Origin of the sequence: Daejeonella sp. (assembly GCF_044348475.1) — a bacterium.
Lineage (GTDB): Bacteria > Bacteroidota > Bacteroidia > Sphingobacteriales > Sphingobacteriaceae > Daejeonella.
In genome coordinates, this window is record NZ_JBIKSU010000050.1 from 1 (window position 1) to 15,227 (window position 15,227).

Annotated in this window: 9 protein-coding genes; all 9 read right to left on the reverse strand. The window is 38.7% G+C overall.

Going from position 1 to position 15,227, the window contains the following annotated elements; genetic code table 11:
• Positions 1-212: 212 nt before the first annotated feature.
• A complete protein-coding gene (locus ACIQZ6_RS09365; RefSeq protein ID WP_395810440.1) occupies positions 213-626 on the reverse strand; it encodes a GxxExxY protein in 414 nt (137 codons plus the stop codon).
• A gap of 412 nt (positions 627-1,038) precedes the next feature.
• Positions 1,039-2,742 carry a GMC oxidoreductase gene (locus tag ACIQZ6_RS09370; protein WP_395810442.1) on the reverse strand — a complete coding sequence of 568 codons (1,704 nt, stop codon included), beginning with the start codon at positions 2,740-2,742 and terminating at the stop codon, positions 1,039-1,041.
• A gap of 29 nt (positions 2,743-2,771) precedes the next feature.
• Positions 2,772-3,362: a gluconate 2-dehydrogenase subunit 3 family protein gene (locus tag ACIQZ6_RS09375; protein WP_395810444.1), complete on the reverse strand. Its 591-nt coding sequence runs from the start codon at positions 3,360-3,362 to the stop codon at positions 2,772-2,774.
• A gap of 720 nt (positions 3,363-4,082) precedes the next feature.
• On the reverse strand, positions 4,083-4,673 hold the full coding sequence (locus tag ACIQZ6_RS09380; protein WP_395810446.1) for a SprT-like domain-containing protein: 591 nt from the start codon (positions 4,671-4,673) through the stop codon (positions 4,083-4,085).
• A 19-nt stretch (positions 4,674-4,692) separates the two neighbouring features.
• A complete protein-coding gene (gene feoB / locus ACIQZ6_RS09385) occupies positions 4,693-6,807 on the reverse strand; it encodes a ferrous iron transport protein B (protein WP_395810448.1) in 2,115 nt (704 codons plus the stop codon).
• 7 nt (positions 6,808-6,814) lie between these two features.
• Positions 6,815-7,030 (reverse strand): FeoA family protein, encoded by a 216-nt coding sequence (locus tag ACIQZ6_RS09390; RefSeq protein WP_090700273.1) that lies wholly within the window; start codon positions 7,028-7,030, stop codon positions 6,815-6,817.
• 209 nt (positions 7,031-7,239) lie between these two features.
• Positions 7,240-7,638, reverse strand: coding sequence for a VanZ family protein (locus tag ACIQZ6_RS09395; protein ID WP_395810450.1), 399 nt, complete (start codon positions 7,636-7,638; stop codon positions 7,240-7,242).
• The gene (gcvH, locus tag ACIQZ6_RS09400; RefSeq protein WP_395810452.1) at positions 7,638-8,018 is read right to left on the reverse strand and encodes a glycine cleavage system protein GcvH; all 381 of its coding nucleotides are present in this window, start codon (positions 8,016-8,018) and stop codon (positions 7,638-7,640) included. Before gcvH ends, ACIQZ6_RS09395 begins: the two co-directional genes overlap by 1 nt.
• 170 nt (positions 8,019-8,188) lie before the next feature.
• Positions 8,189-15,227, reverse strand: a 7,039-nt coding sequence (gene sprA / locus ACIQZ6_RS09405; RefSeq protein WP_395810454.1) for a cell surface protein SprA, incomplete at its 5' end; no start/stop codon positions are given.

Sequence of the window (15,227 nt, forward strand, 5' to 3'; positions counted from 1 at the left end):
CGTGAGATGCGCCCATGTTTCCGCAACCTATTACCAGGACGCGTACGGGGTTTAATTGATTTGACATAAAAGATATTGTTCAATATATAGTTTATAGATTCTATTATCTCAGTGTTCAACTATTATTAACCACATAGAGACATAGGTTTTATTTTTTAGATGGCAATGCTATGCTTATGTATGGTTAATTCATTGTTAAACACACAGAAGGATTAATTTTTCGGCAATAAATTAAAATACTCATTCACATATGTTTTTTGTCCTTCGTTAAATATATTAAAACAGTTAAAATTTATTAAAATACCTTTAGGAGATTTTAAAAGTTTCATATAGGTTAGAAGCTGCGCTTCAAACACACTAGTCAATTCCTGAACAGCCTTTAATTCAACTACTAAACATTTTTCAACATACAAATCACACCTAAAATCAATTTCCAGTTGTTTATTCTTATAAAGTACTGGAATTCTCATTTCTGTTAAAAAATTTATTTTTCGATGGGCTAATTCTTCCTTTAAACATTGATGATAAACACTTTCAAGTAACCCTCTTCCCTTTATTTTATGTACCTCAATGGCAGCGCCAACTACTTCATAAGTCAAATCGTCTAAATATCTCTGAGTTACCATTTATTGTTTTAACAGGATAATGTTTTTGATTGAATTCATTTAGCCACTTTACTATTTTTTAAAACACATAGAGACATAGATTTTATTTTTTAGATAATAATCCAATTCTATGTTTTTATGTGGTTAAATCTTTTTTAAACACTTTTAATTTCAAACTCATTTATATCACAGTTAGCCACTTTACTATTTTTTAAAACACATAGAGACATAGGTTTTATTTTTTAGATAATAATCCAATTCTATGTTTCTATGTGGTTAAATCTTTTTTAAACACTTTTAATTTCAAACTCATTTATATCACAGTTAACCACTTTACTATTTTTTAAAACACACAGAGACATAGATTTTGTTCTTTAGGTGCTAACCTTATTCTATGTTTCTATGTGGTTAAATCTTTGTTAAAATTTATATTTTACAAATTACCTTTCTTCAGTTCTTTTACGGCGTAATCGCAAGCTCTTGCTGTGAATGCCATATAAGTTAGGGATGGATTCTGGCAGGCGTTTGAAGTCATGAAAGCGCCATCAGTAACGAACACATTCTTTACATCATGCATTTGATTCCACTTATTCAAGACCGAGGTCTTTGGGTCATGGCCCATGCGGGCAGTTCCCATTTCATGAATGGCCATTCCCGGCACTGCAGGCCTGTCAAAAGACTGAACGTTTTTCATTCCGGCAGCTTCCAAAATCTCTGCGGCATCGTTCCTCATATCGATACGCATTTTCCTTTCATTCTCACCAAACTCACAATCTACTGCAAGCAAAGGTTGTCCCCATTTATCCTTTTTTGTATGATCAAGAAAAACACGATTCTTATATTCTGGCAAATGCTCACCAAAAGATCCAAGCCCCATTACCCATGGTCCTGGTTCAGTCATGTCCTCTTTAAACTCCTGGCCATATCCCATTTCAGGAATTGCTCTTTGCCATCCGGTTCGGCTGGCACTACCACCGTAATGGAATCCGCGTAAATAATCACGCTCTGGCTTATCGCCCAAGTTGCGATAACGCGGAATATAAATACCGATTGGGCGTCTTCCGTAATAGTATTTATCATCAAAGCCTTCTGCTGTTCCAGAAGCTCCAACCTGAAAGTGGTGGTCCATGAGGTTATGTCCCAATTGCCCACTGCTATTACCTAAGCCATCCGGGAAGGTATCAGATACTGAGTTCAATAAGATATGTGAAGTACCTAATGTAGAAGCGTTCATGAAAATTACCTTGGCATAGTATTCAATATGCTCATTTGTTTCTGAGTCAATTACCAATACGCCTTTTGCTTTTTTAGTCTCTTTATCATATAAAACAGAGTTTACAATTGAATAAGGACGTAAAGTCAAATTGCCTGTTGCTACAGCTGCCGGAAGGGTAGCAGATTGAGTACTAAAATAAGCTCCAAATGGGCATCCTCTGTTGCACAGATTTCTGTTCAAGCAGGTACCTCTTCCATTATGCGGAACGGTTAGATTGGCCATTCGATACACGGTCATCATCCGCTCACGGTTATAATGGCTTTCAATTCTCTTTTTTACCTCTTTTTCTACGCAGTTCATCTCAAATGGAGGAAGGAAGATTCCATCAGGTAATTGTGCAAGCCCTTCGTTTTGACCGCTAATTCCGGCAAATCGCTCCACGTAATCGTACCATGGCGAAATATCTTTATAACGTACTGGCCAATCTACACCGTAACCATCTTTTGCATTTGCTGAAAAGTCCATTTCGCTCAAGCGCAGACAACCACGCCCCCAGGTAATGGATCTTCCGCCAACATGGTATCCACGATACCAGTCAAAGCGTTTTACTTCGGTATATGGGCAATCAATATCATCTACCCAGAACTTTGCATTATGCTCAGTGTACTGGCCACCACGAGTTTGCACCTCATGCCTGCTGCGATCTTCAGGAGTAATTCTTCCGCGGTACTTAAATTCCCAAGGTTTTAACAGGGCGGTATCATAATCTTTTGCATGCTCCACATTTCGGCCACGTTCCAGCATTAATACCTTCAATCCTTTTTCAGTTAACTCTTTGGCTGCCCAGCCACCACTAATTCCAGAACCAACCACGATTGCATCGTACGTGTTTTGCTTCTCTGCTTTTATATTAATGTTCATGTATCTTAATAATTCTGTGAATCAATTGATCAGGTTGCCCATGCTTTTTGTCCAGGTTCTAGTGGAATACAAGACTCGTATCTACCCGGAATATGAACATATCTCAGTGCTTTGGTAGCACCAATTTCGGAGGTATAATAACCCAAGTAGGTTAGCTCGCACACCAATTGAAAAAAGTGTGGTGGCGCAATAGCTCCATTCTGCGAAGAACTATTCTTTTTCTGCGCTTCTGCCTCTGATTTGAACATTTTGAAAATGCTTTCGCGCTCTTTGAGGGTTAAAGACTTGAATGACTTGTTAAACTGAGATTGCGAAACCTCCTCAATTTTTTTAAGTCCGCTAGCAAAATGCTCCTGCATATCAGAAGTATAACAATCTTGAATCATCATCACGATGAATGGACCTAGTCCAGCCGCTTTGGCTCCGGGAACATCCTTTGTGTCGGGAATGATTGTGTCGGCAATTTCTGCTACCAAATCTTCCTGAGTATTGAGTGATTTTGCATCAAAATTTTGCCCACTTACAGGCATTACTCCATCGGCAAAGGCACCAAGACTATTGAAAGTAATTGCCCCGCCTAATAAAAATGCAGCTCTCCTGACTGCGTCTCTTCTGTTCATCAATTCTTTAGTATAAAAAATATTTTAACAAATTGCCCTTCAAAGGGCGAAAAAGCCCTTATCATCAGCAAGATTTACAAAAGCTTAATTTAGATAGATTTTTTAGAAAAATAGTATGTTTAAGCATGAATTTTGAGTGTAAGCACTAATATTTCTTTCTTTTGAAGGCCAAAAGAAACAAAAGCCTATTTTTTCCCGCAAGGCAGCTGGCGCAATCCAACCGCACACAAAAAGCAAAACACACGGGCTGTGTTTTACTGAAGCGTAAAACAAGGCCCCGACCATCTACACTAGGCCTATCTTTTGCTTTTTGTTTAACAGCTGCTGAGGGGAAAAGGCATGACGCCTAAAATCTCAGTTCAAATTATAGCAGTATTTAAAGAATATCGAACTAAAGAATAACTACCAAATGAACCACAATACCCGCGCGGTGGGATGCAAGAACGGCGAGCCAGGTGTTTTGCCCTGTGGTGGAAGCAAAGCCTGCCCCGACCTTTAAGAGGGGTCATTTCTTGAAGTTACTCAGTATTTTTTATTGTTTTTATAGGTCTTCGTGGTCTCAGCGCAAGAGCGCTTCGGCATTGGTGCCTTTTGTTTCAAGACAAAAGACACTAGCCATCCCCGCGGCGATGAGCGGGTAAAACAAATTCCCCTTCATAAAACTAAGTTCCTTCACGCTGTTCAGGATGACACCTGCATAGCGCCTTTACGCTTTCAGCTTTAACCTACAATACTCACCTCTGCAAGTGGAGGAAACAAATAAACCGCTCCAGTTTTAATTTCCACACAGCGATATCTTTTTCTAACCAGTGATTCTTTTCTGAAAACGCGTCCGCCTTTTATAGAGAAAATAGCGTTAATCGGAAGTTTTTCAACAGAAATTATTCCTTCGGGTTTCTTGTCGTACTGCTTCAATATTCTAAAAAGGTTCAGATCAGTACAACTGGAAGCCGCCGGGTTTTCAAGGTATTTAACTATGGCCTGCCTGATATCAGGCGGAAAAATAGATTGTTCAAAGAAAGGGCGCATCATCTTCTTGAAATTATTTTTCCATTCCTGTCCGTGGGGTTTTGCTTTTCGCTTATGTTCATTCCAAGTAAGCAGGTGAGCAAACTCATGAACAGTAGTGATTAAAAAGGCGTAAGGGTTCAGGTTATAGTTAACAGAAATACGATGTCCGGCATCTTTAAATGGATGACGATAGTCGCCATGCTTGGTACTTCTATTTCTTGAGATCTTGAATTCACAATTGAAATAATCTATCCAACGCGCAATGATGGGTGCTGCATCTGCTGGCAGATAATTACTCAAGACATTGATCTTATCCAATTTACTTCAAAAGATTGTACACAATAAAGCTTGCAAGATAAGCGAGTCCGGTCATGTAAACAAATTGAATGGCTGGCCATTTCCAGCTTTTTGTTTCACGGTACACCACCGCAATAGTACTCATACATTGCATAGCAAATGCATAGAACATCATTAACGAAAAGGCTACCGCTGTCGTAAAAACGGGTAATCCGGTATCAGGATTACGTGCCGACTGCATTTTTTCACGTACCGATTCAACATGAGTATCATCAGCATCTACACTGTAAATTGTTGCCATGGTGCCCACAAATACCTCGCGCGCTGCAAAAGATGTAATCAGGGCAATCCCTATTTTCCAATCAAAACCAATTGGCCGAATAGCCGGTTCAATAGATTTACCTAACATTCCGGCGTACGAATTTTCCAATTTTTCTGAAGCTTGCAAACGGTCGATCTCATCTTGAGGGTATTGTTGTTTTAACGCTTCAGAACTATACTTTGCTTCAATTTTATCAAAACGATCAGAAGGCCCAAATGAAGAAAGCACCCAAAGAATAATTGAAACAGCGATGATCACCTTTCCGGCTTCAAAAACAAACGCCTTTACACTGCGGTACATCGTTAGCAATACATTATTCCAACGTGGCATACGGTATACAGGAAGTTCCATAATGAAATATCCTCTTTCCCGTGAACTGATGATCAATTTCATTATCCAGGCCACCAGAATAGCACTAAGAATACTAAGTACGTATAACGACATCAGGGCAATTCCCTGCATATTGATAATTCCCCATACTTTCTTGTTAGGAACAACCAATGATATTAATAGCGTATAAACCGGCAATCGGGCAGAGCAAGCAATCAATGGGGTAACCATAATGGTGATCATCCGATCTTTCCAGCTCTCAATATTACGGGCACTCATGATTGAAGGTACTGCACAGGCAAAGCCTCCAATCAATGGCACTATTGATTTTCCACTTAAACCAACCTTGCGCATAATCTTATCCATCATGAAGGTTACCCTCGACATGTAACCAGTATCTTCAAGAATAGAAATAAAGGCAAACAGGATTGCGATTTGCGGGATAAAAATAATTACTCCGCTTAATCCGGCCAAGACCCCATCGATCAAAAGATCCGTAAATATTCCAGGTGGCAGAGTTTGAGTTGCCATATCAGTAAGCCACATGAACAATTGCTCAATGACCGACATTGGATATTCAGACCATGCAAAAATGGACTGAAATATGAGAAATAGGATAGCAAAAAATAAAATGAATCCGAATATGCGATGGGTCAATATTTTATCGATTCGGTTACTATAAGTTTCCTGTTTAGGATCAGAATTCATTTTAACTGTATCGAACAGCACATCATTGATAAAATTATATCTGGCAATCGTTTCAGAAGCTTGCGATTTTTGCGAATGGAAGTTAAACTCCTGACTAAGTTCCTGAATTTTCTTTTTATGCTCAGCAGATAAAAAGAGCATGTCTTGATGCTGATGGGCTAGCTGAAGTGCCACATAAGGGTGCTCAATGTTCAGTTCATCTTGAATCTTCTGAATAAGCTCTGGCGCAATAGCCTCAACCTCAATAGACGATAATTGTAACGGAATAGAGGTACTGTTTAGAATCGCTTCCTTTAGCCGGTCAATGCCTTGCTGTTTACGTGCAGAAATTGGAATAACCTGAATGCCAAGCTTTTGAGCCAGCTCGTCAACAGCAATTTCAATTCCTGATTGACTGGCTAGATCCATCATATTTAAAGCAATGATGATGGGTATTTTCAGATCAGCAACCTGAGAAAACAAAAGCAGATTCCTTTTCAGATTCGAGGCATCAGCAACAAATACAATGAGATCGGGATAATCGGGACTATTTTTATCGGCAAGCACATCCATTACGATGCGTTCATCCCTGCTTTTTGGATAAATACTGTAAGTTCCGGGAAGGTCTGTGATTTGGGCGTTGCGATGATCGGAAAGTTTAACCATTCCAATCTTTTTTTCGACTGTAACGCCGGGGAAATTACCGATCTTTTGATTTAAACCAGTAAGTACATTAAATAGGGTAGATTTTCCGGAGTTGGGGTTACCAACTAATGCAACTTTTAAATCGCCGTTCACCTATAAATTATTGCATAATGATTGTTGAGGCTTCTTTTTTTCTAAGGCTCAACTGATATCCTGAAACGGTAATAGCCATTGGATCACCAAGTGGAGCTAAACGTTCAACTACGATAGATTCTCCTGGCAAACATCCCATTTCCATTAATTTAACAGACATCTCTAAATCAGTAAATTCTTTAATTATGCCTGTTTGCCCTGGTAGAAATTGTGAAAGCTTCATATCCCTGTCTAAATCTTAATCAAAAATAAAGCTTATTTGAATTAATTCCAAATAAGAAAATTTTATTTTAAATTAAACAGACAATCTATCTGCTAAAAAGCTGATTTACTGGAGAGTGGACTTGTATAAACTTTGGACATTTACAACCCTTTTTGAAAATACTGCAAGAGCTTAGACTGAGCAAAGCAATAAATAAAGCTAGTTTAATTCTATTTTTCATCGAATTGCCCTCTATGTAAAAATATATACCCAAAAATGCCCATGCCTACACCGGTCATATCTGCAAACAGATCCCACCATTCTGCCGAACGATAGGTAAAAATCTCTAATTGTAAAATCTCTATGGCAGCACCCAAAAAAAAGGTGATCCCTAAAATTTTAAAAATAGTTAACGTTCGGTAGGTATAACTTTTTTGTTCCTTGATCTTACCGTGGAATAAAAGTACTGTCAAAACAAAAAAGAAACCAGTATGTGCTAATTTATCAAAGCCCTCAAAAAAAGTAAAGCCACTATTAACGGATACATCTTGGGTAGGTATTTCACATACAATCACCACAAAAGTGGCCCAAAGTATGGAAAGATACTGGTATCTTAGGGTTTTGAGCATTAAACTCCTATCTGAGTTTCATAGTCTGATGAAGACAATAATTCTTCAACTTGAGAAGCATCTGAAATTTCGATCTTAACCATCCAGCCATCTCCATATGGATCGCTGTTCACGAGCTCAGGGTTAACATCAAGTTTCTTATTAATTTCAAGAATTTTACCGGTAAGAGGCATAAAAAGATCTGAAACTGTTTTTACAGCTTCAACAGTACCAAATACATCTTCACGGCTTACTTCTTTACCCAAAGTGTTAACATCAACGTAAACAATATCTCCTAATTCATGCTGAGCAAATTCAGTAATACCAACATAAGCCAGGTTACCTTCAACGCGAATCCATTCGTGATCTTTGGTATATTTTAATTCTGCAGGAAATCTCATTTCGTTCTTTTTTTATTTTTTCAAAAATACTTTAAGTTGTGCAAACTTCCAATTTTTTGTAGGTAGTTGATGTTGTTAAATTGTGATAAGGAATAGAAAATATAGGCTATCGCACGCGTGCCGCGTGATAAATAAAGAATAGCACACGCGACACGCGTGCGCTAGCGCTATTAAAGGTTAAACCTCAAATTAACTCCGAAATTACTGAATGAGGTATTAAAGGTTTGAGAAGTGTATGGTTGGGTTATATTTCCATCGTAAAATAAGCGCATGGTAAAGCGCTGGTTCAATACATAATCAACAGAGGGCCTAACAGTAATATTCTTTGCCCCTGATGAAACTTCAGCATCGTCAATATCTGCACGATAGATAACTAGTTTCCTATCATTTAAGGCAAAATCAAGTTTGAAATTCATGTCGTTATCTAGCTTAAGTGATTTAAACAGACCGAAAGGAAAACGAAACTTAGTGGTACGATATCCCATTCCAAAGACTGCGCCATTTTCTTTTTGCTGAGCCAGCTGACCATTGGAAAGACTGAAACTTAAAGCCCTTGATTTACGGTATTCTAAATTCAAAGTCATATTGTTTTTAAGTCTTACATCAACACCAAGAAGAGGCAAGAACTGCTCAAATAAGGTGACCTGCGAAAACTGATAGAAAGGAAGAAAGTTGCCATTGGCATCTTTAACATTCACACCTCCATTTATCTCCTGATAGCGAACCAACGAATTAAAACCATTGACAGTATACGTTGACCGGTAAGCATGATTAATATCCATGGAAGTAAAAATCTCATTGAACAAACTAAATTTCGTTAATCCATTATAGCTCAATCGCCAATTCGGAATCGGCATTTTTGGGAAACGGTTCAAAGCAATGGTGTTTGCATCCTTTCCGGTGTAAGCTGCAAGAAATGAGGCAATCAATACATCCTGAGAATTCTTGTTATACCCATCTGCAAAGCCAGTTGTTGTACCTACAGAATTAGGATTGTTTGCACCCAGCCTTTTCGAAATAATTGACCTGTTTTGCTGAAACTGCCTGAATAGTGCAGATGAATTATTAGTCTTATCCTCTTTACTAAATGCGGTACGCAATGAAAAATAGGAGATCGTATAATCACCGGTAGTTACCGGACTTAAATTCTCGAAGCTATTACTAGAAGGCAGAAACTTAAAATTGGTTGAATAATTAAAGCTTTGACTTTTCAAGGCTGTTAATTCAATACGTAGATCACGGATTGGTTCAACTAATCCCCTAAAATTGAGATCTTCTTTAGATGTATTTATATATAATTGGTTTAACAAGGAGTCTCTGGTAATCCAGCCGCTTTCTAGCGCCTTGCCTCTGATATCATTCTGGCCACCAAACAGAAAATCGTATCCAGGAGCTCTAGAATTCATATCCTGACCAATAAAACCAGTCTGAGGTAAATATCCGGGAAGGAAGGTGCCTTGGGTTTTGGTGTAGGCTCCAGTTACATTTTTTAAACTGGTCAGCAAATTCACAAAAAAGGCCGCCGTTGGACTTTTTTCGGAACTATTCATGCTTCGAATGAAACCAAACTTATTATAGAGGGCAACCAAACTTAAACTTGGATTGAGCTGTATGGTTCGTGAGTTTTGAATGGTATTTCCAACATTAATACTGGGGTCATTCAAGGTTAATAATGGCTCTGTTTGCCAGTTAAATCCGGCTCCATAGCGCGTTGCCAAGGTCACCCAATCCAATCCAGGTATTTTATTAATTGGAACATTGTAAGTAAGGTTCATGGTATGACCATAATCAGTGGTCCTACCCAAGCTTTTCAAATTTTCCCAAAGTGTATCGCGTTTGAGTCCGTTGATGCGGCCTTCAGGTTCGTCAATGATTGAATAATTAGTAGCGTTAAAATCGATTTGCATGGATCGGGTAAGGTTCCAGCTGATCCCATACAAACGCGACATCTGAAAATTCTTATTGAAATTGGTATTGATTGGCAAATAATTATTAGGATCATTATTTCTGAGCGTGTTCTCTGAATACAATCGATTCACATCTATGTTAAAATTGAGGATGGAAGGTAACAGACTGAAGTTGAAATCACGAACCAGGGCAAGGCTTTTTGACTTGATCAGCTTTTCAAAGGGTGTAATTGACTTTGCCTGGTTTGAATAATTGTACTGCAAACCTGCACGATAAGTCTTCTGGATGTTATTCTCATTAATAAAATCACGATGATTGAATTCATTGAAAGCATATGTTGCACTCAGGTTTTCAATATCCCATAGTCGGGTTTTACTTTCGGGATTAGTCTTAATCTTACGGACATTGGTAAAATTGATGCTTTTCCTGGAGGTAAAATCTTCGGTTATGAATTTAAGAGAATCGCGCTCCTGTTTACTGGAATTTTCAAGTGTTGTTTTAAATTCGGTATCCTGATTTCGTGGGTCATATTGAGGTGATCCAACCTGCGAAGAGAAATTCACAAACATAGGCACCTTAATTCCGGAGCGCGCCGAAAAGAATTTACCTAATTCAACATTTCCTGATACATCAAGTAAAACATCATCTTCACGGTTACGCTCACTTACCTTACGATCAATAGAACCAAACCCAATGGTGCTTTTACTTCCGGAGATCGTAATATCTGCAAAGTCTGCAAGTTTTGCATTCATCCTGGCAGTAGCTCCCCATCCGCCACCTTCATCAAAATCAGTTAGCCTCAACTCATTGAACCAGATCTGTGCCGACTTATCCAATCCGTCATCAAGCCGCGGATTTGCCGCATTTCTTAAGGGGTTACGTACTCCCAGCATGTACACTCGAACCTTACTCAAGTCGGGCTGCCCCTTCACAGTAATGATATTTACCCCATCTTGATAGATGAATGGACGGTTTATTGGCCATGGCTGACCATTAAATAAAGCCCTGTTACGTGCAGCTTTAGCTTCAAGAAATAATTTGAGTTCTATATCCAGCTTATTCTGTTCAGGCCAAATCAGTCCGGGATCATTCGTGCCCGGATTCGTTACTTTCAATGGAATATCGTAATCATAGTAATTATCCTGATTATCTGTTCCCACCCTAAGAAATGCACGAAGGTCATTATCTTTCAGCTGATTACCTTCAGCATGAATGAACATTTCCATTCGCCTATATGATCGGAAATCATTCGATGTTGTACGGAAAGTTGCACGCCCATAACCGTCTCTAAGATTCTTAACACTTAATGAAAGTGATTGCTCATTCTGTCGAGATTCGCCGCGGAAATTTGTAAAGTCGATTTCTCGGGTAATACCCGGAGGAAGAACATATGGAATAGGTGTACGCTTTCCATTTTCTTCTATATTCACGGCACTTACATCAATCACTGAATTATCGAGCCCCGGATTGATAAGGGCAGGATCAGTAATTACTTTGGTCGGGTTATTTTCTGAATTATATCTTCTCCACTCACCTCTTACTAATTGCAATTTTGCCATACGCATAACCGTAGTATCAGCAAAATCGGTTGTGAACATCCTGATAAATCTAATGGATTTAAAATCTTCAATATTGCCAACCTTTTGAATATAATCAGCGATTGGTATTTTGAATTGTATCCATCTCACGGTTTCTTGCTTACCATTTGCTAGTCTGACAGATGCAGAAACGATGTCAGAAATATAGTTGCTTCCAACACTTTGTAAATCTTGCGGGCGTATCGATAACTTGTACTGATAATATTCGTCTGCCTGAGTTGAATTATTATCACGGTTAATATCTTCCCCATCAGGGAATGAAGTAGCAGCAGTATTTTCAATTCCAGTTTGATCTAAAGACTGCTGAGAAGTTTTGGAGTTTCCTTCCGGATTATTATACTTTTCATATCTTTTGAGGATTCCTGCATTGACCTGATCGAGGTTAGAGCCACGGTAATACTGGTAATCATCAGAAGATGGGTCACTTTCAAGAATAGAGCCCACTTGTGGGTTTACACTTGCTTTTACCTGATTTAGGAATGGGCTGAATTGTTGGCGTTCATCTACAGAGCTCAAACCATCCAATCCTACATCCTGAAATTGCCTGGATGTAGGGTTATTATCAAAAGCCTGAATAACGGGTTGAAGTTTTGGAACTCGCCCCCAGGTTGTAGGATCTGTTTTTGCCGTACTACCATCTGCTGGCAATCCATTTTCCAGACTTTTTCTTCCATCCTTCAAAATATCCTCAGAGATATTCCCTAGATTAAAATATAGGTCGCCACCCCTACTAGTCTTGTTATAAATAAAAGGATCGAGCATCCACAATTCAATGAATTCAATGTTCAGTGCTTCAAAATCATTCGTTTCCAACTTCCTGAAAATTCCACCCCACCTGCTTCTTGGATTAGCCAGACTCCCATTTTGAGTTAAGCCCGTTGTAGTAAAGTTATATGGGCCCCTTTCAGTGGGATAATAGGCAAGATCAAAGGTTGGCAAAATTATAGCCTGCCCGGTATTGGATTCCTTAAAAGGAAAAACCTCTCGTTCAAAAACCTGTCGTACATAATGGTTTGATAACTCATTTTTATCTCTGCGGATATTATCAGGAGTAAGAGAATTGCCAGTAATAAAAAATATAGGATCAATATTGTAAAAGGCTAATCGCGCCCTATTATAACCATAAGCCAGGTCGTTATTAAGTCTTGATTCAGGAAATTGCTGTGGTGTTCCTGATATTTGCCATGAGATGGCACTTTTAATATCAATTAAAGATCGGCTGGCCTCAAAATCATCCAAATAACTTGCTCCATTCCGGCTACCGGCAAAGTTTAACGCTCTTGGGTGTCCGGGAACAAGCTGAGCATATTCACCTGAAAAGGTGATGCTCGATGCTTCTTTTGTATTAATGAATGGAATTTTATCGACCATTCGGGTAAGCCATCGAGAAGGAGAACTGTAATTGACATCAAGCCCCCAAATAGTATTAGAAATAGCTTCTTCACCGATATTCACTTTTTGTGTAAGTGGCTTTTCGGTAAGATTCAGAAAAGTACCCCCCAGATTAAGTTTATTATTGACCCGGTAGTCAAATCTTGAACCAGTGAGTGATCTTTGCTGCATACCAAAGAGTTCATTATTCTCCATTTTGATCCTGATTTGTTGCCCGGAATTCAATAAAGCCTGATTTAAGATCCTAACCAAGCCTATATTGTAATCAACGGTAAAATCTACTCCCTCTTGCAAAGGCAAAGTACCGGCAATAACCTGAACAGATCCAGGCGGAACATTAATAGCATTTAACTGAAATTCTGAACCGCCCTGCGACTGATACGTACCTCTGATCTGGTATCTATTTAGTTTTGCAAACAATTGCTGGGCAATAACTTTCGTAGAATCATACAGCGGCTGATAAACATATTTATTAATCAGATTTCTCTCTGTAATCGGATCAAATCGCTTAGCTAGGTCTGCCCCAAAGGGTTCAACCAATGGGAAAGTGATACGACCATTCAGCGGATCAATCGTTATCCCCTCTAAAAAATCGAAATAACCATCAGGCTTTCTGTCATTCTGCTGGTTCAGATTATCCAGATTAGTCATCTGGATCCACAATTTACCCTTTGTATTCTGGCCTTCGGTCATCTGAGGTTTTTCGATACCGGTTTCTTCATCAAGTCTAAAAATATTTAATCTAAAGTCGTTACGGCTTACTTGATAGGCCCCCAAAGTATAAATATTCTTCATCATTAAGTCCCAGGTAGGTAAGCTGGTTTTGAGTGTTTCATTCTTTAAAAGCTTCACATACAGTACCTCTGGGGTTGAATTATTAACAGGAACATCAGTAGAAAACTCACCTACCTGATATTCTACACCATTAATAGTATATCGAAAGGCAACAGCCAGTACTTCATCAGCATTCAGGGCTGTATTCAAAGAAATATAGCCAAGCCGCGGATTCAATATATATTCTTTGTCAGTAAGGTTTCGGGCAAAAGTTAGCTTGGCAAAGTTATCGGTTCCACCACCACCGGGCTGAAAAAATGAATTTGCATCATTAGAATTAGATAGCCTCACACCCGGAGGCAAAACCTGCAATAAATTATTGGATTGCTGGGCAAAACCTGGGCCAGCAAAGCCGGCAGGATAAGCCGAGAAACCTGCACCTCCCCGAACTTGGTTGGTATTGTAGACCCTGTTCTCTCCTAAATCAAGCAATGCCAAAACATCTCTTGAGTTGGCAGCAGTATTTGCTCTATTTGTTACCCAAACTTCAATTTTTGTAATATTAACATTTGAACTGTTGAGTGGGATATTCTCTAATGCTTTACTGTAATTATTTCTAAAATATTGAGCCAGGAAATAATGCTTATTGGTTTCATAATTATCTGCAGAGATTGTAAATTCATTCTGTTGTGAACCGTTTGTGATCGTTATTTCGCGCTGCTGTGATTTTTGCTGTGAAAAAATACTGGTTACATTTAAACGGCCAAATTGCAGCTGGGTCTTCAATCCAAATAATGCCTGACTGCCCGTTATAAGCGATGAACTTAATGGAAGACTCACATTACCAGCCTCAATTTTCCGGATAATTTCATCATCTTTACCCGTATAATCAAGTTTAACCTGGTTTTCAAAATCAAACTGAGCTTCGGTATTATAGTTAGTGCTAATCTTCAACTTCTCACCAATCTGACCAATAACATTCATTTGTATCCGCTGGTCAAAGTCAAAATTACCTTGCTTACGCTGGCGTTCATTGAATAATGGATTCTCATTTCGACTTAAACGGCCTGAAAAGGTAAGATCGGCAGAACCCTGAGGTCGAATTTCAATGGTATTGCCACCAAATATCCGTTCAAAAGATTTACTGTTTATTTTTACAGGAGGAATAAAACCCGGCTCACGGGCCTCAGAAAGTGGCAAATCTGCTAGTTCACGCCAATAATTACGTTTGATAAGCTCATTCTCGTATTTCTGATATTCTTCGATACTGAGGTATTGTGGAGCTCTGTACAAACGATCACCTATTTTTTCGCGAATGATATATCTTTTTGATAGAGGATCGAATTCTACACTGCGTTGAATATTGGAAGGATTGGGAAGAACTATTCCAGCCTGCTTTTTAAACTGCAGAGTTTTGAAATCCTGAAAAGGATAAACAAGTTTTGAGGTATCCTTTTTAGCAGCGGTATTTTGAGCAATAGCTTGTCCTCCAAAAAATAGAATGAAGAAACAAATAAAACTCTTTAGGAAAAAAGTA